The sequence below is a fragment of the Streptomyces sp. NPDC059740 genome (assembly GCF_042733155.1).
Classification (GTDB): domain Bacteria; phylum Actinomycetota; class Actinomycetes; order Streptomycetales; family Streptomycetaceae; genus Streptomyces.
This window is the reverse complement of sequence record NZ_JBHWGP010000012.1, coordinates 21,281-40,252: the sequence shown is the minus strand read 5'-3', so window position 1 is coordinate 40,252 and position 18,972 is coordinate 21,281. Positions and strand designations below refer to the sequence as shown.

Genomic DNA, 18,972 nt, shown 5'->3' with positions numbered 1-18,972 from the left:
GCGTGCCCGCCGGGCCGGCGGACCCCGGCTCAGCGGCCGGCCGCCCCGGTGGGCCGGTCCCCCGCCCCGGCGCAGGCGAGCAGACGCGGCGGGACACCGGGGCGGGCTTCCGCGGTGCCCACCCCGACCCACCGCGCGGGCCGGGTGCGCCAGACGTGGAGCAGGGCCACCTCGCCGCTCAGGACGTCCAGCGGGGCGGGCACGGGTTCGCCGCGCGCCACGCGCTCCAGGTGGCCGCGGAGGTCGACGGGGAGGGCCCGGCCCCACTCCCGGGAGAGGGCGGCCACCAGGGCGTCGCACTCGGCCGCGAGGTCCTCCGCCGCCGCAGCCACCTCGGCCTCGTCGGCGTCCAGGAGTTCCGCCCCGTCGCGCAGCACGATCACCTGCGCCGGGCCGCCCGCCGGTGGGCCTCCCGGGGCGGGAGCGGGCGCGGCGGCCAACTCGCGGACCCGCGAGGCGTGGTCCGGTGCGGCGCGGGCCCCGGGACGGCTCCATCGCGTCCTGGGGTGCGGGAGGGAGAGGGGCGGGGGTTGCGTCGGGGCGAGGTGCGGCGGGCGGTGGTCGGAACGTCCCATGGCTTCAGTCAACACCCGCCTACTGACAGGACGTCACCCGGCGATGTCGTCCCGCCCGCAGACGGCGGTGCCGGGACCGGTCGACGGGCCCGGGCAGGGGGTTCCGGGCCGTGGCGGGCAGGGAGAGGGCGAGGACGGGCACGGGTGAAGGCCGCCACAGCGCTTCCGCGAGGGGTCGCCGCCCACCGTCCCAGCCGCTACCATCCGCCCAAGGAGACCGTTCACCGCGCGCGTTCGCGCAGGTCGCGGGGTATGCCGCCGCGCGCTGCGAGCCGCCGGGGAGCCCTGGCCGCGCCGTCGGCGGGCTGTACGGCAGCGCCGCACCGTGTGGCGGCCACGCCCCGGGCGGGACGGCGAGCGGCTCCCGGAAGCACCAAGTGAGGGAGTACGACGTTGGGGCGGCTAACCGGCGGGGACCCCTCCCTGCTGCGACGTATCAACTCCGCTGTGGTGCTGCACGCCCTGCGCGCCGCGGAGACCTCCACCCTCACCGGCCTGGTGCAGGTCACCGGCCTCTCCCGGCCCACGGTCGAGGGGGTGGTGGAGGGCCTGATGCACACCGGCATGGTCGCGGAGGTGCCGGCCGACGAGGGTGAGGCACGGCGCCAGGGGCGGCCCGCCCGCCGGTTCCGCTTCCGGGCTGAGGCCGGGCACCTGTTGGGCGTGGAGATCGGCCCGCACCGGGTCACCGCGCTGTTGGCGGACCTGAGCGGGCGCGTGGTGGCGTCCGGGCACCGGTCGGTCTCCGAGCTGGACTCCGCCGACAGGCGACTGGAACGGGTGCGCACCACGGTGGCCGAACTGCTGCGCCGGGCGGGCGTGTCCCGCTCCTCGCTGCGGGCGGTCGGGGTGGGGAGCCCCGGGATCGTCGAGGAGGACGGCACGGTCCGGCTGGGCACGGCACTGCCGGGCTGGACGGGGCTGCCGCTCGGGGACCGGCTGCGGCGCTCCTTCCGCTGCCCGGTGCTGGTGGAGAACGACGCCAACGCGGCGGTGGTGGCCGAGCACTGGAAGGGGGCGGCCACCGACTCCGACGACGTGGTGATGGTCCTCGCCGGCCTGAGCCCGGGGGCGGGGTCGTTGATCGGCGGCCGGCTGCACCGGGGATTCGGCGGGGCGGCGGGCGAGATCGGCGCCCTGCACCTGCTGGGTCAGGAGGACAAGCCGGAGGACCTGCTGTCGACCACCGGCCGTCCGCTGGCGCCCCTGGACGAGGCGCAGGTGGCCCGGGTCTTCGCCCGCGCCCGCCGCGGCGATTCCCAGGCCCGTCATGCCGTGGACCGGTTCGTGTCGCGGCTGGTGCACGACGTGGCGGCGCTGGTCCTCGCCCTCGACCCGGAGGTTGTGGTGGTCGGCGGCTGGGCGACCGGGCTCGACGGTGTACTGGAGCCGCTGCGCAGTGAGTTGGACCGGTTCTGCCTCCGCCCGCCGAAGGTCGCCCTGTCGCTGCTCGGCGAGGAGGCGGTGGCGACGGGGGCGCTGCGGCTCGCACTGGACCACGTGGAGGCGGAGCTGTTCGCGGTGGAGCAGACGGTGACGGCCCGTCGGTGAGAGCGGGGGCCGCTCGGAGCTGGGTACGGCGCGGCGGAGGGGGCTTCGAGCCGGGCCCGGGGGGTGAGCCTCTCCGTCACCGGTGGAGCGTCGCAGTGAGGCGTCGCAGCGCGGCATGGGCGGGCGGTCCCCAGGTCGGCTTGCCCCCGGGCCGGCCGTGGACCCCGGCGTCCCCGACGTGGATGCCGCCGAGGGCGCCCAGCACCGCCCAGCCGCGGGCGCGGCGCAGGGTCGCGGCGTCCGGGGCGGGCCGGTAGGCCTTGTGGAAGCGGTCCAGGGCGCCGTCCGGCAGCAGGATCCAGGCGGCGGCGAGGTCGCAGGCCGGGTCGCCGGCGAAGAGGTCGCCGAAGTCGATCACACCGGAGAAGGTGCCGTTCGTGGTCAGGACGTTGGCCGGATGCAGGTCACCGTGCAGCCAGACCTTCGGGCCTGCCCACTGCGGGGCGGCGGCGGCATCCTCCCAGACCGCGCGGACGGCCTCCGGGCTGCGGATCAGCCCCCGTTCGATGGCCGAGGCGAGCCCTGCGGTGAACCCTTCCGCGGTGTCGGCCAGCAGACCGCCGCGCTGCCCGCCGTCGGGTGCCCCTTCGGGGGCGGGGCGGTGGAGGGCGGTCAGGAACGCGGCCAGGGTGGCGGCGGCCTCCGCGGGGCGGGTGGCGGGGGCGCGGTCGGCGGGCTCGCCCGGTACCCAGGTGGTGACCAGCCAGGGCCGCGGGAAGCGCTCGGAGGGCTCACCGAGGCGTTGCGGGGCGGGGACCGGCAGTGGGAGGCCTTCGGAGAGCAGGGGCAGCCAGGTGTGCTCCTTGCGCAGCAGCACGTCCGCGGACTCCGTGGCCCAGGGCATCCGGATCGCGAGGTCGTCACCCAGCCGCCACACCTGGTTGTCCCAGCCGAGTGCCCCGAGTTTGAGGGGGCGGTCCGCCAGGTCGAGGTGCTGCTCGCGCAGGAGGTCCCGGATCAGGCCCTCGGTGATCTCCGTCTCGGTGGCCGCCATGAGGGCAACGGTAGGGGAATCGGCCCACCCGGTTCTCGGATCGCGCCTGCCGCACCCGACGGCTGGCCACCCGTCCACGTCCGCGCGGGTCGTTCGGGGGCCGGCGTGCGGGGGCGGCAGCACCGGCCGGTGCACCCGCACGGACCGGGTCAGCCGCCGGCACGGGCGATCAGGACTCCTCGCCCTCGTAGGCCCCCAGCGCGGCCTGCCGCATCTCGAACAGGCGGCGGAGCGACTCCTGGTCGACCTGTTCCCGCGTCACCGCGAGAGTGGCCTCGCCCTCCAGTGCGGCCCACGCTCTTCGCGCGCGTTTGTGCCCTGTCCGTCTGGTGCCGCTGCGGAGGAACCCGGCGCCTGCCGACAGTCCCGCGGAGGCCAGTGCCAGCAGCGCAGCCGGGGTGCGGGCATCCGCCGTGGCCAGGCCCGCCGCGCCGGACACCGCGGCGAGGAGTGCGGCGGGGAAGCCCAGGGCGATGTCGGCGATCGCCCAGAAGGCAGCGCGCCGGTCGGCGAGCGTCGTCATCCGCCGCGCTTCCTTGCGCAGCCGCTCGGCCTCGGCGAGCAGACGGCCCGCGGGGCCGCGCGGCAGCTCGCCGGGGGAGGCCGTCGCGGTCCCCTCACACGCATCGGTCATGGTGCAGATCTCAGCACAAGTGGAGCCTGCCGGGCAGGAGTCGGGCCGCGGGAGTCCTCGTGCAACGGCCGCCCGGCCCATGACCGGCACTGCCTGCGGGAGGCAGCTGCGACCGGTGGGCGCCGAATGTCACCGGCTGCCCGGGCGGCCCGTGGCCAGCCCGGTGGCCCGGCGGTGCCTGCGCGAAACGGTCAGCCGGCGAGCGCGGCCTGGGGGTCGGTGTCGCCGAACCCCAGGCGGCAGGTGTCGGCCCGGTAGGTGGAGACGGCCACCGCGGCGACGGCGTTCGCGCTCAGGTAGCGGGTGGTGACCACGAGGACGGGTGCGCCCGGCAGACGGTCCAGCTCGCGTGCGTCCTCGGCCCGTGCGGAGCCCAGTTCCACGGCGCGGTCCTGCCCCTCGCACTCCAGGTGCTGGAGTTCCCGCAGGACGGCTCGGGCACGCGTGGCGTCGCTGCCGCCGGCGATGCGGGACAGGCCCGGCAGCCGGTCGACGGGGACGTAGAGCAGCTCGGCGGCCACGGGCTGGCCGTAGGAGACCAGCAGCCGCCGCACGACGTGCACGGTGCCCGGCTCGTCGAGGAGGCGGGCGACGGCAGCGGGGACCTCGTCGGTCTCGGTGGCGTCCACCGGCTGCCAGGCGTCCTCGGGGCCGCCGGGCCAGACCCGCTCGGTCCGGTCGAGGGAGACGGTGACGCGGGGCGGCGCGACGGTGGTGCCCACACCCCGGCGGCGCTGGAGGCGGCCCTCCAGCTCCAGTTGCTCCAGGGCCTGGCGCAGCGTCGCGCGGGCGACGCCGAACCGGGCTGCCAGGTCACGCTCGTTGGGCAGGACCTGCCCCACCGCGAACTCCGAGTCGAGCGCCTCACTGAGCACTGTCTTCAGGTGCCAGTACTTGGGCTCGGGCACCGTCTCGAGCTGCGTCGTCCCCACCCTGATCCTCCGCGATGACCTTCGCCCGGCCGGGCCGGCGTGCCCGCACCGGGGATACGAGCACTTCTTTATTAAAGGTTCTTGCACTATCACGACGACGATAGGACCGCCGCCGCCACTTGGTCAAGACCAATGCGTAGCGCTCGGGGTGCCGGCACGGCCGGGCGCCCGGGGCGGGGCGGGCCGTCCGAGGGGTGGACCGGTCCTTCCGCCCCGCCGAAAACCCTCGCTAACCTGCGAAGATGCTGCTCGCGATCCACACCTCCGACGCTCATGTGCCCGTTTTTGACTCCCTGTTGGCGCAGGAGGCGCCCGGCGTGGAACTGCGGCACCTGGTCCGCCCCGGCCTCCTCGACCGCGCCCGGGATCAGGGGCCGGAGGCGGTGGCCGCGGATCTCGCCGAGCTGCTCGCCCTCGCCCGCGACCAGGGGGCCGGGGCGGTGCTGTGCACCTGCTCGACCATCGGTTCGGTGGCGGAGGAGGCGGCGGCGCACGGCGGGACGCCGGTGACGCTGCGGGTGGACCGCCCCATGGCGGCGGCGGCCGTGGCAGCGGGCCCCCGCGTCGCCGTGGTGGCCACGCAGTCGAGCACGGTCGGGCCGACGAGTGCGCTGATCCGCCAGGAGGCGGCGCGGGCAGGCCGGGAGGTGCGGGTGCGCACCCACGTCCACGAGGAGGCGTGGCCGCTGTTCGCGCGCGGGGAGCAGGAGGGCTATCTCGACGCCGTCGCCGCCGTGGTGCGCGAGGTCGACGCGAGCGGCGAGGCGGACGCCATCGTCCTGGCACAGGCGTCCACCGCCCCGGTCGCCGACCGCGTGCAGGCCGCGGTCCCGGTGCTCGCCAGCCCCCGGACCGGGCTGCGGGCGGCGGTCGCCGCACTCGGCGGGGCGGCGCACCGGGCCTGACGGTCCGCCACGACGTGGGTCGCAGGACGCGGCCGGGTACCCGTCGTTCACCGCGCGTTCTCCCGCCGGGCACCGCCGTTCGGTACGAACATCGTCTGCGGGCCGTTCCGGCTCGTGGACCGGCGGACGGGCGGAGGTTTCGACATGGGGCAGCGGTTGGGTGCGGGGGTCGGTCGGCGGTCGGTGCTGCGGGGGACGGCTGCGGCCGCCCTGACGGTTCCGGTGCTCGGCACGGCCGCGCCGGCACAGGCCCGTTCCGGGCGGCCCCGCGCCGCGTGGGGCGTGCAGAGCGGGGACGTGAGCACCACCTCCGGCCTGGTCTGGGTGCGTGCGGACCGGCCGGCCCGGATGACGGTGCAGACCGCCGCCACCGAGTCCTTCCGCAACCCGCGTACCTGGCACGGGCCGCTGCTGGGGCCGGAGTCGGACCTGACCGGCGTCACCTCGCTGACGGGCCTGCCGCCGGGCGAGCAGATCCACTACCGCGTGGTGCTGAGCGACCCCGACGACCCGCGTCGCACCGGGGAGCCGGTGACCGGCACCTTCCGCACCGCACCCGACCGCCGCCGCGGCCGTGACGTGCTGCGGATGCACTGGTCCGGCGACCTCGCGGGGCAGGGCTTCGGCATCAACCCCGACATCGGCGGCTACCGCGTCTTCGAGGCGATGCGCCGCCGCGACCCCGACTTCTTCCTGATGAACGGCGACCACATCTACGCCGACAACCCCGTCCCCGAGACGGTGGCGCTGCCCGACGGGCGGGTGTGGCGCAACGTCACCACCCCCGAGAAGGCGCATGTCGCGCAGACGCTCGCCGACTACCGCGGCGCCTTCCGCTACAACCTGCTGGATGCGAACCTGCTCCGCTTCAACGCCCAACTGCCCACCGTCACGCAGTGGGACGACCACGAGGTGCACAACAACTGGTACCCGGGCGAGATCCTCGACGAGGCCGCCTACACCGAGAAGCGGGTGGACGTGCTGGCGGCCCGCGCCCGGCGGGCGTTCGCCGAGTACTTCCCGATCCGCACGCTGCGCCGGGACGGCAGCGGACGCGTCTACCGGGTGGTGCGCTACGGGCCGCTGCTGGACGTCTTCGTCCTCGACATGCGCACCTACCGGGACGCCAACTCCCCCGACCGGCAGACCTCCGACCCCCGCGGCATCCTGGGCGAGGAGCAACTGCGCTGGCTCAAGAAGGAGTTGGCGCGCTCCCGGGCCACGTGGAAGGTGATCGCCTCGGACATGCCGCTGGGGCTGGTGGTCGCCGACGGGGACAGCGACTTCGAGGCGGTCTCGCAGGGTGACCCGGGGCAGCCGCTGGGGCGGGAGCTGCAGATCGCCGACCTGCTGCGCTTCGTCAAGCACCGGCGGGTGACGGGCACCGTGTGGCTCACCACCGACGTGCACTACACGGCGGCGCAGCACTTCGACCCGTCACGCGCGGCGTTCGCGGACTTCGAGCCGTTCTGGCAGTTCGTCTCGGGTCCGTTGAACGCCGGCGGCTTCCCGGCGACGGCCCTGGACGCGACGTTCGGCTGCGAGCAGCGGTTCCTTGCGGCCCCGAGCCGGTCGAACGTCTCACCGATGGAGGCGCCGCAGTACTTCGGGGAGATCGACGTGGCGGCGGCGAGCGGGGAGATGACGGTGCGGCTGCGGGCGGACGACGGCCGGGTGCTGTTCACCAAGGTGCTGCAGCCCGGGCTGGTGGGGCAGCCGGCCTGAGGCTGCGGCGGCGCGGCCGGTCCACCGCCGGGGGCCCTCCGGGTCGCCCCTTCCACGGGTCTGCGGGCCCGGTCACCGCGGGCCCCCGCGGGCCGGCGGTCCGCCCCTTTTACCCGAAGGACACAGGGCGTTCGCGGCCGGGCAACACCCGTCGGCGAAGCTGTCGGTATGACTGGGACTGACACGACTTCCGCGCCGGCTGCCCGCCGGCACCACTGGCGCCGCGACCTCGTCGAGCTGGCCGCCCTGTTCACCGCCGTCGCCGTCGCGGAGTGCGTCGCGGCGACCGTCGCGCACGACCCGTGGGGGCCGGTGCTGCTCTGCGCGGCGGCCGCGGCGCTGCTGGCGACGGCGGCGGGCCACGTGTGGTGGACGCACCGGTCCCGACGGCGCGAGAAGGCCCCCCCGGGTACGGATACGGGCGCCGCGGCGCCGGCCCCCGCCGCCCCCGCGGACGGTGAGCGGTCGACGGCGCTGTGGCGGATGCGCACCACCGTGCGGGACGAACCGGGGACGCTGGCCGTGCTGTGCGCGGCCCTCGCCGCACGACGGGTCGACATCCTCAGCCTCCAGACGCACCCGCTCTCCGACGCCACCGTCGACGAGTTCGCGCTGCGGGTGCCCGCCGACCTCTCCCCCGCCCACCTGACCGCTGCCGTGGCGGCGGCCGGCGGCCGTGACACCTGGCTGGAGCGGGCCGACGCCCACGACCTGGTGGACGCGCCCACCCGGGTGCTGGGCATGGCCACCCGCACCGCCCTGGACACCGCCGAGCTGCCGCGGGCCCTTCGTGAGCTGCTGGGCCGGTGCACCATCCGCTCCGTCCCGGCGCACGGGCTGGACGGGCGGTCCCAGGGCCCGGCCGCGTCCCCCGACGGCGTCCTGGCGGAGCACACCATGACGCTGCCGGACCCCTCGGGCGGCACGCTCACCGTCACCCGCCCCTACCTGCCCTTCACCCCCACGGAGTTCGCGCGGGTGCGGGCACTGCTGGACCTGGACGCCCGTCTGGGCCGGCGGGTCCCGCCGCGTCGGGACGTGCTGACGCTGCCGGAGGGCAGTCCGATCGTGGTGCGCCGGGCCGGCCCGTCCGACCTGGCCGCCGCCCGGGAGATGCACGAGCGGTGCTCCGAGGCGACGCTGACGATGCGCTACCACGGACCGGTGGGTGACGCCGACCGCTACCTCGACCACCTGCTGAGCCCCCGCTTCGGCCGCACCCTGGTGGCCCAGACGGCCTCGGGCCGGGTGGTGGCGCTCGGGCACCTGCTGTGGGACGGCGAGGAGAGCGAGGTGGCGCTGCTCGTCGAGGACGCCTGGCAGCGGCGCGGCGTCGGGGCCCAGTTGCTGCGCCGGCTGATGGCCATGGCCGCGGAGACCGGCAGCACCAGCGTGTACGCGGTGACCCAGGCGTCCAACACCGGGATGGTGGCGGCGATGCGGAGCCTGGGGCTGCCGCTGGACTACCAGATCGAGGAGGGCACCCTCGTGGTCACCGCGCGCCCCGCCGCCGTGCCCACCGCCCCGGGCGCCGCGGGGGCCGACCGCACCGCGACCGGAGGCTGACGGCCGCAGGGGCCCGGCCGGGCCGCGTGGCCCGCGGGTGCGGGGCGGGGTGACGCGGCCGGGCCCGGCGTACCAGGATGGGGGCATGTCCGACACCACAACTCCCGCACCTGCGGCCGGGGCCCTGCCCCGCGCCGTCGCCGACGCCTACGTGGACGCCCTCGTCGCGCTCGACCCGGTCTCCGGCACCTACCTCGGTGACCCGGGTTCGGCCGGCCGGCTTCCCGACTTCTCGCCCGAGGGCCAGGAGGAGCTGGCCGACCTCGCCCGCTCCACCCTGGCCCGCCTGGCAGCAGCCGAGGAGCAGCTCGCGGCCCCGGCCGACGGCGTGGACGTGGTGGCCGAGCGCCGGTGCGCCAAGCTGCTGCGCGAGCGGCTGACGGCGGAGCTGGCCGTGCACGAGGCCGGGGAGGGGCTGCGTGCGGTGAGCAACCTGTCCTCGCCGCTGCACTCCGTGCGCGGGGTCTTCAACCTGACGCCGACCGAGACGGAGGAGGACTGGGGCGCGGTCGCCGCCCGGCTGCGTGCCGTCCCCGCCTCGCTGGAGGGTTACCGCACCTCCCTCGCGCTGGGCCTGGAGCGGGGCCTGCCCGCCGGGCCGCTGCAGGTGCGGACGGTCATCGGTCAGCTGACGGAGTGGATCGGCGCTCCCGGGGAGGGCGGCCGGGGAGCCGGCTGGTTCGGCGAGTTCGCGGCCGGCGGTCCGGCCCCGCTCCGGGAGGAGCTGGACGCCGCCGCGACACTGGCGACGGGCGCGCTCTGCGACCTGCGCACCTGGCTGGTGGAGGTCTACGCGCCCGCGGTGGCGGACGCCCCGGACACCGTGGGCCGGGAGCGCTACGCGCGGTTCGCCCGCTTCTACAACGGCACCGACCTGGACCTGGACGAGGCGTACGCCTACGGCTGGTCGGAGTTCCACCGGCTGCTCGCCGAGATGCGCGAGGAGGCGGAGAAGGTCCTGCCGGGCGCCGCCACCCCGTGGGAGGCGCTGGCCTGGCTGGACGAGCACGGCGAGGCGGTGGAGGGCGTCGAGGAGACCCGGCTGTGGCTGCAACGCCTCATGGACGAGGCCGTGGCGGAACTCGACGGCACGCACTTCGACCTGGCCGAGCGGGTCCGCCGGGTGGAGGCCCGCATCGCCCCGCCGGGCAGCGCCGCGGCCCCCTACTACACCCAGCCCTCGCTGGACTTCTCCCGGCCGGGCCGCACCTGGCTGCCGACGATGGGCGAGACCCGCTTCCCCGTCTACGACCTGGTCTCCACCTGGTACCACGAGGGGGTGCCGGGCCACCACCTGCAGCTCGCGCAGTGGGCGCACGTGGCCGACCGGCTCTCGCGCTACCAGACGACGGCGGGCATGGTCAGCGCCAACGTCGAGGGCTGGGCGCTGTACGCCGAACGGCTCATGGACGAGCTGGGCTACCTGACCGACCCGGGTCGCCGGCTGGGCTACCTGGACGCGCAGATGATGCGTGCCGTGCGGGTGGTCATCGACATCGGCATGCACCTGGAGGCGGAGATCCCGGCCGACTCCCCGTTCCACCCCGGTGAGCGGTGGACTCCGGAGCTGGCGCACGCCTTCATGTCGGCGCACTGCAGCCGGCCCGCGGAGTTCATCGAGTCGGAGATCGTGCGCTACCAGGGGATGCCGGGGCAGGCGATCGGCTACAAGCTGGGCGAGCGGGCCTGGCTGCGGGGGCGCGAGGCGGCGCGGTCGCGGCACGGCGCGGACTTCGACCTGAAGGCCTGGCACATGGCGGCCCTCTCGCAGGGTTCGCTGGGCCTGGACGACCTCCTGGCCGAGCTCTCGGCACTGTGAGGGCGCACCGCCGTCGTCACGGGCCGGGCCCGCGGCGACGGCGGTGGCCTCTGGCCGGCCACTCCCCCGTCCGGGCCACGGGCGCCGCCGCGGGGCCGTGACCCTCGCGCCTCGCCTCGCCGTCCGGCCGCGGGTGCGGCTCCGCTCACTCCCGGGCGCCGTCGGCCTGCTCTCTCCAGCCGCGCCGGGCCGGCGGGGCGCTCACTCCTCGGTGTCGGGGACGGTGTGGACGGCGGCCTCCTCCGCGGAGGCCGCGGCCCCGTCCACGCCCACGTCGCGGGCGAAGACGTCCCCGTCCACGGCGGTGTGCGCACCCTCGTCCAGGGCCACCAGCCGGCCCGAGCGCACCCGGCCCACCTCGCCGTCCCACGGCTCGCCGTCGGTGTCGGTGGCGTCGCCGATGCCGTCGCCGTCCTGCGAGAGGTCGCCGTCCAGAAGGGGGTCGGGGACCTCCTCGGCCAGCCGCTCGGCCAGCGGCGCCCGCTCTCGCTGCTCGTTCGCCGTGGTGCCCCGGTGGCCGACTCCGAGCGGCTTCTCCGGCGGCGACCAGCCCTCCTCGTAGGGGTCGGCCTCCCGGTCGCTGAGGGTGTCGGAATGCTCCAGGACTCCTTCGTCGGCCGGCACCTCGGTGTCCTCGGGCTGGTACACGTCGTCGCCCGCCGGCTCGTCGGTTCCCATCGCCACCGTGTGCTCCTTCGTCGGGACTGTGCCTGTCGCCTGCTCTCGTGTCCAGCCTGGGAGAGGTCACACGTTCCGGCACCCCGAGGGCCGCGGGGCCGCGGTGGCCGGCAGCCGGCCCGGGGCGTGGGAGGCGGTGGGCGGGGTCTCAGAGGAGCACACGGTGGCGGACCCGGGAGCCCTGCCGGTCCTTGACGACCTCAAGCTGGGCGGGGATGCGTCTGCGCAGGTCGGCGACGTGGCTGACGATGCCGACGGTGCGGTCGCGTTCCCGCAGCGAGTCCAGGACGTCCAGGACGTCGTCCAGGGTCTGCTCGTCGAGGCTGCCGAAGCCCTCGTCGATGAAGAGGGTGTCCAGGCGGGTGCCGCCGGCCTCGTCGGTGACGACGTCGGCGAGTCCCAGGGCGAGGGCCAGGGAGGCGAAGAAGGTCTCGCCGCCGGAGAGGCCGGAGGTGTCGCGTTCGCGTCCGGTCCAGGCGTCGACCACGTGCAGGCCGAGGCCCGAGCGGCGTGCGCCGACCCGCTCGTCGGAGTGGACCAGGGTGTAGCGGCCCGCGGACATGCGGTGCAGCCGGGCGCTGGCGGCGTGGGCGACCTGCTCCAGGCGGGCGGCCAGTACGTAGGACTCCAGACGCATCCGGCGCTCGTTCTCGGCCGAGGTGCCCGCGGCGAGGCCGGCCAGGCGCGCGACGCGTTCGTACTCCTCGCGCAGCGGCGTCAGGCGCCGCGCGTCCTCAAGCGCCGTGCGGGCGTGGCGGTCCAGTTCCGCGCAGCGTTCCCGCGCCGCGGCGGCCCGCTCCGAGGCCTGGCGCAGCCGGGCTGCGGCCCGGGAGCGTGCCGCACCGGCCGCCGCCTCGTCCACCGCCGGCAGCTCGGCCGCGGCGGCCACCGCCGGGTCGGCCAGCTCGGCGCGCACCGCGGCACGTTCGGTGCGCCAGCGGTCGACCCGCTGCTGGAGCTCCTGCCAGGCGCGGTCGTCGAGGAGGGCCCGGGAGACCTCCTCGGCGGCGGTGAAGCCCGCTGCGCGGACGGCCTCGGCGAGCGCCGTCCGGGTGGTGGTGCACCGATGGTCGGCCTCGGCCAGGCGGCGGGCCGCCTCGGCGGCGGCGGCGAGCCGTTCCGCCCGGGCCTCCAGGCTGCGGGCGTGGGCCGCCACGCTGCCGTGGCCGCCGGTCGCGTCGGCCAGGTCCGCCGCCAGTGCCGCCTGCTCCCGGTCGAGCGCCTCGTGCTGCGAGAGGCGCGCGGCGATGCGGCGTTCGGCGTGCTCCCGGGCGGCGCGGCGCCGCTCGTGTTCGCGCTCCTGCGCCGCCAGGGCCTCGCGCGCCGGGTGGAGGCCGGCGGCGCGGGAGCGTTCCGCCTCGTGCTCCCGGCGCAGCTCTTCGACGGCGTCCGCCAGCCGTCCGGTGGGGGTGTCGCCGGCGGTGGCCGTCGCGGCGGCGAGCGCCTCGTGCAGGCCGCGCAGCTCCACCTCGGCCTCGTGACGGGCCGCCTCCGCCCCGCGGTGGGCGGCGAGCGCGGCGTCCTCGGCGGCCTGGTCGACGTGGCCGGGGGCGGGCCGGGCGGGTGCGGGGTGGGCGGTGCTGCCGCAGACGGGGCAGTCCTGGCCCTCCCGCAGGGCGCCGGCGAGTTCCGCGGCGATGCCCTGCAGGCGGCGCTCCTTGAGCCGCAGCCAGTGCTCGTGTGCGGTCAGGGCCTGCTCACGGGCGTCGGCGGCGCTCTTCTCGGCCGCCGCCACGCGCTCCTCCAGGGTGTCGCGCCGCCGGCCCGCCGCCAGGCGGTCGCGCGCCGGTGCGAGGCGGGCCGCCAGGTGTTCGGCGCGCGCCGCCGCCTCCTGCGCCGTCTCGACCGCGGCCTGGTGGGCAGCGCGCCGCTCCTCCCAGCCGGCGAGCCACTCCTGCGCTTCGTCCAGCGCCTGGTCGTCGGCCCGGGCCTCGCGTTCGAGGGTGGTGCGCTGCTGGTCGATCTCGGCGGTGCGGCGCTCGGCCCGGCGGGCCGCCGCGAGCGAGCCGAGCGTCTGCCGGGTGGCCTCGTGGGCGGCGGCGAGGTCGTCGGCGTCCGCGTCCGCCTGGTCCGCGGGCAGGGCGGCCCGGGCCCGGCGCTCTGCGTCACCGGCCTGTTCGCGCTCGCGCCGGGCGGCGTCGTGCAGGGCGAGTGCGGGGGCGGCCTGTGCTGCGGCGCGGGCCCGGGTCAGGCGCTGCTCGGCCTCTTCGACGGCCTCGGTGTGGGCGGCCAGTTCCGCCTCGCGCCGCAGGGCGGTGGCGTGCCGGGCCTGCAGCCCGGCGTGTTCGGCGGCGCGCTGCCAGTCGGCGGTGGCGCCCGCCTCGGCCTGTTCGGCTGCGCGCAGCGCCGTCTCGGCGACGGTCAGCCGTTCGCGTGCGGCGGTCCGGGCCACGGCGGCCCAGGTCAGGACGGCCTCGGCGAAGCCCGGGACGCCCGGCGCGGGGCGCTCGCCGGTGCCGTCGGCCGGAGCGGAGCCGGTGGTCCCCCCGGCTGGGGTGGCGCCGCCGGTGCGGGCGCGGGGTACGGCGGGGGCCCTGCCCGCGGCCCTGGGGGTGCGGGGGGCCTCGTGGTCGGGGGGCAGTCCGGCGGGGCCGGGGGTGTCGGGGTCGGCCAGGTCGGGGCAGTCCCCGGCGGCCTGGGCCATGCGGTGGGCGAGGGCGAGCAGCCGGTTGTCGCCGGCGACGACCTCCTCGGCGGCGGTCCTGCGGCGGGCGGCGAGGTGGTCCTCCAGGGCCGCGAAGCGTCCGGTGTCGAAGAGGCGCCCGAGCAGCCGGGCCCGGGCCTCGGCGTCCGCCCGCAGGAACCGTGCGAACTCGCCCTGCGGCAACAGCACGACCTGGCAGAACTGCTCCCGGCTCATGCCCAGCAGCTGGCCGATCTCCTCACCGATCTCCTGGTGCGAGGTGCTGAGGGCGTGCCACTGCCCGTCCGTGCGGTACTCGCGCAGCCGGCTGCGGGCCTTCTCCAGGGTGGTGCCGGTGCCCCGCTTCTTGGGGCGTGGCTGTTCCGGGAGGCGGGTGACCTCCAGGCGCCGCCCGCCGACGGTGAGTTCGAGAACGACCTCGGTGGGCGTGCCGGGGTCGGCGAGCTCGCTGCGCAGGGCGGAGCCGCCGCGCCGGGCGCCCGGGACCGAGCCGTACAGCGCGAAGCAGACGGCGTCCAGGACGGAGGTCTTGCCCGCGCCGGTCGGCCCGTGCAGCAGGAAGAGTCCGGCGGACCCCAGGGAGTCGAAGTCGACGCTCTGGGCGGTGGCGAACGGTCCGAAGGCGGTGAGGTCGAGGCGGTGGAGTCTCACCGGGCGCCCTCCTCGGCCAGGTCGCCGGCGCGCACGGCCTCGAACGCCTCCTGCAGCAGCTTGCGCTCGTGTGCGTCCGCCCGCCGGCCGGAGCGGACGTGGGCCACGAAGTCCTCGGCGACCTCCCTGTCGCTGCGGCCCCGCAGGCGACCGGCGTAGGACAGGTCGTCGTCGGCGCCGGCGGCGGGTTCGAAGACGAGGGAGAGCAGGTGGGGGAAGCGGCGGGCGAGTTGCGCCATGGGCTCGTGGGGGCGGGCGGCGTCGGTGAGGGTGGCCTCGACCCAGGCCTCGCGGTGGCACTCCAGGCTCTCGTCGGCCAGCAGTTCCGCCAGGGTGCCGCGGAGCCGGGCGAGCGGCCGGGGCACGGGGGTGTCGACCCGCTCGGCCGTCACGCGCCCTTCGGCGTCCAGGTCGACGAGCCACATCGACTTGCGGTGACGGGCTTCGGAGAAGGAGTACGGCAGGGGTGAGCCGGAGTAGCGGACGCGGTCGGTGAGAGTCTGGGCGCCGTGCAGGTGGCCAAGCGCGGCGTAGTCGACCCCGTCGAAGACGCCGGCGGGTACCGAGGCGACGCCGCCCACGGTGATGTCGCGTTCGCTGTCGCTGGGCTCGCCACCGGTGACGAAGGCGTGGGCGAGGACGAGGGAGCGGGTGCCGGCGGGCCGGGTGGCGAGGTCGGCCCGTACCCGGTCCATGGCGGCCCCCAGTACCGCGGCGTGCGAGGACTCGGGGGCGCCGAGGGTGTCGCGGCACATGGCGGGCTCCAGGTAGGGCAGCCCGTAGCAGGCGACCTCGCCGTGTCCGTCGGACAGCAGGACGGGGGTGGCGCAGGACGCCGGGTCGGTGTGCAGGTGGATGCCGGCCCGGCGCATGAGGCCGGAGCCGACCCCGAGGCGGCGGGCCGAGTCGTGGTTGCCGGAGATCATGACGGTGTCCACGCCCAGCTCGGCGAGCCGGTGCAGGGCTTGGTCGAAGAGTTCGACGGCGGCCAGCGGAGGAACGGCCCGGTCGTAGACGTCCCCTGCGACGAGTACGGCGTCGACCCGCTCGGTCCGCGCCGTCTCCAGCAGGTGGTCCAGGAAGTCGCGCTGCGCGTCGAGCATGCTGACGCGGTGGAAGGACCGGCCCAGATGCCAGTCGGAGGTGTGCAGGAATCTCACGCGCCGCCTCCGACCTGCATGTTCTTCTCACTCCACCCCTGGGACCGGCACCGTTCCAGCCCGGTGCGGGAGCTGTCGGCGTCCACCACGCTAGCGCCTGCCGGCGGCGGCTTCGGCACGGGCCTCGGTCCGCCACCCGGACCGGGTACCGCAGCGTCGTCCCGTGCGGGTGCGTGACCGTTCCGAGCAGGACTACTGTCTGTTCTGTCCGGTGATGTTCAGAATGGTTCCGCGCTCCGGGACGGGAGCGGAGTGGGAGCGGCGCCCGTCGGCGCGCAGCGGCCGACCCGCCCGGCCGGCGAGTCCGCCCCGGCACCACCGGGCCCGGACGCGAGACCCCGAGGAGGCGCCGTCATGCCACGGCCCATCGTCGTCGGCGTCGACGGCACCCCCGACAGCCTGACCGCAGCCGACTGGGCGGCCCGCGAGGCGCGACTGCGCGGCCTCCCGCTCGCCCTCGTCCACGCACACACCGCCCAGGCCCTTGCCGGCGGCGCGGAACAGCAGCAGCGGGCGGCGCAGGACCTGGTGGAGGACGCCCTGGCACGGGTCCGCGCGCGCCACGCGGACGTGGAGGTGAGCGCCGAGTCCGTTGCCGGATCCACGGTCGGGCTGCTGACGGCGCGGGCGGAGGGTGCGCAGTCGCTGGTCCTGGGGTCGCGGCGGCCCGGGCCGGTGGCGGGGTTCCTGCTCGGCTCGGTCGGACTGCGGGTACTGGGGCGTGCGCCCTGCCCGGTGGTCATGGTCCGCGGAGCCGCCGAGGACGACGGGCGGGCTGCCGCGGACACCGGTGAGGTGGTGGTCGGCGTACAGGAGACCGGGGCGGCGGCGGACGACGTGCTCGCCTACGCCTTCGAGGCCGCCGCCGCCCGCGGCGCCCCGCTGCGGGCGGTGCGCAGCTGGAGCCTGCCCACGCTGTTCACCTACCGGCCCGGGGCCCTGCACCTCACGGACGAGTACGGCGGACCGCAGGAGGCGCAGCGGGCCCAGCTCGCCGCCACCCTCGCCCCCTGGCGCGAACGCCACCCCCGGGTGCCGGTGGTGGAGCAGGTGGAGCTGGGCGCCGCCTCGGAGGTCCTGGTGACCTCGTCCGCCGGCGCGCGCCTGCTGGTGGTGGGGCGGCGGGTGGAGTCGGGGCGCCGCTACGTCGGGCACGTGGCGCACGCCGCCCTCCACTTCGCCGCGGCGACCGTCGCCCTCGTCCCCGTGGGCTGAGGCCGCCGTCCACCGCGGCCGGCGGTCACTGTGGTCGCCGCAGGCCCGCGACGAGGAGAGCGACGAGCCGTCGTGCGTCGTAACGGGAGTCGCCGTCCGCGCCGATGCAGAGGTTGCCGACACCGCGCAGCAGCTCGTAGGGCTCCAGACCGGAGCGGAGCTCGCCGGAGGCGGCCGCGGCCTCCAGCAGCCGGGCGCACTCGGGCACCAGGCGGTCCAGGAAGCAGGCGTGCAGCGCCCTCAGGCCGGCGTTGTCGGACTGCATGACGGCGGCGAGGCCGTGCTTGGTGACGAGGAAGTCGACGAAGAGGTCGATCCACCGCTCCAGCGCGGCGCAGGGGGTGTCACTGCCGGCCAGCAGGGCGGGTCCGGCTTCGGCGCAGGCGTCCACCTGGTGCCGGTAGACGGCGATGACGAGGTCGGCCCGCGTCGGGAAGTGGCGGTAGATGGTACCCACCCGGACGCCGGCCCCGGCCGCGATGTCGCGCACCGGCGCCTCCACGCCCGAGGCGGCGAAGACCGCGGCGGCGGCCCGGAGCAGCGCCTCCTCGTTGCGCCGGGCGTCCGCCCGCTGGGGCCGGCCTGCGCGTTTGCCGCCCTCGTCCCGCCTGCTCACCGTGGACTCCTCCCGCCTCACCCGGCCCGAGCGGAGCGGCGTTCCGCACCGTTTCGGAGCGATGTTCCGCTTGGTCATGGTGTCAGAGCGGGGACGTGCCGGCCAACCGCGCGGCCGGCACGGCGTCAGCGGAAGGCCGGCAGGCCGGTGAGCGCCTGGCCCAGGGCGAGGGTGTGCATCTCGGAGGTGCCTTCGTAGGTGAGCACCGACTCCAGGTTGACCATGTGCCGGATCACGGGGTACTCCAGCGAGATGCCGTTGGCGCCGAGGACGGTGCGGGCGGTGCGGCAGATCTCCAGCGCCTCGCGCACGTTGTTCAGCTTGCCGAAGCTGATCTGGGCGGGGTGCACGCCCTCCGGCGAGTCCTTGAGGTCCGCCAGACGCAGCGCCGTCATCGTCGCCTTGTGCAGTTCGAGGGCCATGTCGACCAGTTTCTGCTGGGTGAGCTGGAAACCCGCGACGGGCCTGCCGAACTGCTCCCGCTGCGCCGCGTACCCCGCCGCGGTGCGCCAGGCGGAGCGGGCCGCGCCGGTGACGCCCCACACGATGCCGTAGCGGGCCTCGTTGAGGCAGGTGAGCGGGGCGCCGACGCCGTCGGCGTGCGGGAGGCGGGCGGAGTCGGGCAGCCGGACGCCGTCCAGAACGAGTTCGCTGGTGACGCTGGCCCGCAGCGAGAGCTTGTGCCGGATCTCGGGCGCCGAGAAGCCGGGCGTGCCGGTGGGGACGACGAAGCCCCGCACCCCCTCCTCGGTGCGGGCCCACACCACCGCGACGGCGGCCACCGAACCGTTGGTGATCCACATCTTGCGCCCGTCCAGCACCCAGTCGCTGCCCTCGCGCCGGGCCCGGGTGGCCATCGCCGCCGGGTCCGAGCCGTGGTCCGGCTCGGTCAGCCCGAAGCAGCCGATGGCCTCACCCGCGGCCATCGCCGGAAGCCACTGCTGCTTCTGCTCCTCCGAGCCGAACCGGTGGATCGCGTACATGGCCAGGGAGCCCTGCACCGAGACGAAGGAGCGCAACCCGGAGTCGGTGGCCTCCAGTTCGCGGCAGGCGACGCCGTAGGCGAGGGCGGACATGCCGGCGCAGCCGTAGCCGTCGAGGTGCATGCCGAGCAGGCCGATACGGCCCAGTTCGCGGGCGAGTTCCGGCAGCGTGGGGAGTTCACCGGCCTCGAACCAGTCGGCGATGTGCGGCTCGACATGGTCGTCGAGGTACCGGCGGACGGTGTCGCGGACGGCGCGGACCTCGTCCGCGAGCAGGCTCTCCAGGCCCAGCGGGTCGGCGGGGTCCAGGGTGGGAAGGGGCAT

At 76.2% G+C, this 18,972-nt stretch carries 15 protein-coding genes; 6 read left to right on the top strand and 9 right to left on the bottom strand.

The window, feature by feature from the left end:
- Nucleotides 1–29: 29 nt before the first annotated feature.
- Nucleotides 30–575, bottom strand: coding sequence for a hypothetical protein (locus ACFV3R_RS16645; protein WP_385582384.1), 546 nt, complete (start codon nt 573–575; stop codon nt 30–32).
- A 393-nt stretch (nt 576–968) separates the two neighbouring features.
- On the opposite strand from ACFV3R_RS16645, the gene ACFV3R_RS16640 reads away from it, so the two are divergent.
- Nucleotides 969–2,126, top strand: a complete 1,158-nt coding sequence (locus ACFV3R_RS16640) for an ROK family protein (protein ID WP_385582381.1) — start codon at nt 969–971, stop codon at nt 2,124–2,126.
- Between the two features lie 76 nt (nt 2,127–2,202).
- Here the strand turns inward: ACFV3R_RS16640 and ACFV3R_RS16635 are convergent, their stop codons facing one another.
- The 3 genes from ACFV3R_RS16635 to ACFV3R_RS16625 form a co-directional block, all read right to left on the bottom strand.
- Complete coding sequence (locus ACFV3R_RS16635; protein WP_385582378.1) at nt 2,203–3,120, bottom strand: aminoglycoside phosphotransferase family protein; 918 nt, start codon at nt 3,118–3,120, stop codon at nt 2,203–2,205.
- Nucleotides 3,121–3,289: 169 nt separating this feature from the next.
- Entirely contained in the window at nt 3,290–3,754 is a 465-nt protein-coding gene (locus ACFV3R_RS16630) for a hypothetical protein (protein ID WP_385582376.1), read from the bottom strand.
- Between the two features lie 191 nt (nt 3,755–3,945).
- Nucleotides 3,946–4,686 carry a GntR family transcriptional regulator gene (locus ACFV3R_RS16625; protein WP_385582371.1) on the bottom strand — a complete coding sequence of 247 codons (741 nt, stop codon included), beginning with the start codon at nt 4,684–4,686 and terminating at the stop codon, nt 3,946–3,948.
- A 242-nt stretch (nt 4,687–4,928) separates the two neighbouring features.
- Between ACFV3R_RS16625 and ACFV3R_RS16620 the strand changes: the two genes are divergently transcribed.
- The 4 genes from ACFV3R_RS16620 (at nt 4,929) to ACFV3R_RS16605 (ending at nt 10,701) form a co-directional block, all read left to right on the top strand.
- Nucleotides 4,929–5,591: an aspartate/glutamate racemase family protein gene (locus ACFV3R_RS16620; protein ID WP_385582368.1), complete on the top strand. Its 663-nt coding sequence runs from the start codon at nt 4,929–4,931 to the stop codon at nt 5,589–5,591.
- A 144-nt stretch (nt 5,592–5,735) separates the two neighbouring features.
- The gene (locus tag ACFV3R_RS16615; protein WP_385582365.1) at nt 5,736–7,316 is read left to right on the top strand and encodes an alkaline phosphatase D family protein; all 1,581 of its coding nucleotides are present in this window, start codon (nt 5,736–5,738) and stop codon (nt 7,314–7,316) included.
- Nucleotides 7,317–7,484: 168 nt separating this feature from the next.
- Nucleotides 7,485–8,882, top strand: coding sequence for a GNAT family N-acetyltransferase (locus ACFV3R_RS16610; protein ID WP_385582362.1), 1,398 nt, complete (start codon nt 7,485–7,487; stop codon nt 8,880–8,882).
- 85 nt (nt 8,883–8,967) lie between these two features.
- Nucleotides 8,968–10,701 carry a DUF885 domain-containing protein gene (locus tag ACFV3R_RS16605; RefSeq protein ID WP_385582360.1) on the top strand — a complete coding sequence of 578 codons (1,734 nt, stop codon included), beginning with the start codon at nt 8,968–8,970 and terminating at the stop codon, nt 10,699–10,701.
- Between the two features lie 201 nt (nt 10,702–10,902).
- Here ACFV3R_RS16605 and ACFV3R_RS16600 read toward each other — a convergent pair whose 3' ends face one another.
- The 3 genes from ACFV3R_RS16600 to ACFV3R_RS16590 form a co-directional block, all read right to left on the bottom strand.
- On the bottom strand, nt 10,903–11,379 hold the full coding sequence (locus ACFV3R_RS16600; RefSeq protein WP_385582853.1) for a DUF5709 domain-containing protein: 477 nt from the start codon (nt 11,377–11,379) through the stop codon (nt 10,903–10,905).
- 148 nt (nt 11,380–11,527) lie between these two features.
- Complete coding sequence (locus ACFV3R_RS16595; RefSeq protein ID WP_385582357.1) at nt 11,528–14,674, bottom strand: AAA family ATPase; 3,147 nt, start codon at nt 14,672–14,674, stop codon at nt 11,528–11,530.
- The gene (locus ACFV3R_RS16590; RefSeq protein WP_385582355.1) at nt 14,671–15,834 is read right to left on the bottom strand and encodes an exonuclease SbcCD subunit D; all 1,164 of its coding nucleotides are present in this window, start codon (nt 15,832–15,834) and stop codon (nt 14,671–14,673) included. Before ACFV3R_RS16590 ends, ACFV3R_RS16595 begins: the two co-directional genes overlap by 4 nt.
- Nucleotides 15,835–16,188: 354 nt before the next feature.
- Between ACFV3R_RS16590 and ACFV3R_RS16585 the strand changes: the two genes are divergently transcribed.
- Nucleotides 16,189–17,049, top strand: a complete 861-nt coding sequence (locus tag ACFV3R_RS16585; RefSeq protein WP_385582352.1) for a universal stress protein — start codon at nt 16,189–16,191, stop codon at nt 17,047–17,049.
- Between the two features lie 25 nt (nt 17,050–17,074).
- On the opposite strand, the gene ACFV3R_RS16580 is transcribed toward ACFV3R_RS16585, so the two are convergent.
- Nucleotides 17,075–17,665: a TetR/AcrR family transcriptional regulator gene (locus ACFV3R_RS16580; protein WP_385582349.1), complete on the bottom strand. Its 591-nt coding sequence runs from the start codon at nt 17,663–17,665 to the stop codon at nt 17,075–17,077.
- A 125-nt stretch (nt 17,666–17,790) separates the two neighbouring features.
- Nucleotides 17,791–18,972: an acyl-CoA dehydrogenase family protein gene (locus ACFV3R_RS16575; protein WP_385582347.1), complete on the bottom strand. Its 1,182-nt coding sequence runs from the start codon at nt 18,970–18,972 to the stop codon at nt 17,791–17,793.

Excerpts from the sequence above, each read along its gene's own strand:
- ACFV3R_RS16645 (WP_385582384.1), bottom strand. The coding sequence starts at position 575 with ATGGGACGTTCCGACCACCGCCCGCCGCACCTCGCCCCGACGCAACCC.
- ACFV3R_RS16635 (WP_385582378.1), bottom strand. The coding sequence starts at position 3,120 with ATGGCGGCCACCGAGACGGAGATCACCGAGGGCCTGATCCGGGACCTC.
- ACFV3R_RS16630 (WP_385582376.1), bottom strand. The coding sequence starts at position 3,754 with ATGACCGATGCGTGTGAGGGGACCGCGACGGCCTCCCCCGGCGAGCTG.
- ACFV3R_RS16620 (WP_385582368.1), top strand. The coding sequence starts at position 4,929 with ATGCTGCTCGCGATCCACACCTCCGACGCTCATGTGCCCGTTTTTGAC.
- ACFV3R_RS16615 (WP_385582365.1), top strand. The coding sequence starts at position 5,736 with ATGGGGCAGCGGTTGGGTGCGGGGGTCGGTCGGCGGTCGGTGCTGCGG.
- ACFV3R_RS16610 (WP_385582362.1), top strand. The coding sequence starts at position 7,485 with ATGACTGGGACTGACACGACTTCCGCGCCGGCTGCCCGCCGGCACCAC.
- ACFV3R_RS16605 (WP_385582360.1), top strand. The coding sequence starts at position 8,968 with ATGTCCGACACCACAACTCCCGCACCTGCGGCCGGGGCCCTGCCCCGC.
- ACFV3R_RS16600 (WP_385582853.1), bottom strand. The coding sequence starts at position 11,379 with ATGGGAACCGACGAGCCGGCGGGCGACGACGTGTACCAGCCCGAGGAC.
- ACFV3R_RS16585 (WP_385582352.1), top strand. The coding sequence starts at position 16,189 with ATGCCACGGCCCATCGTCGTCGGCGTCGACGGCACCCCCGACAGCCTG.
- ACFV3R_RS16575 (WP_385582347.1), bottom strand. The coding sequence starts at position 18,972 with ATGCCCCTTCCCACCCTGGACCCCGCCGACCCGCTGGGCCTGGAGAGC.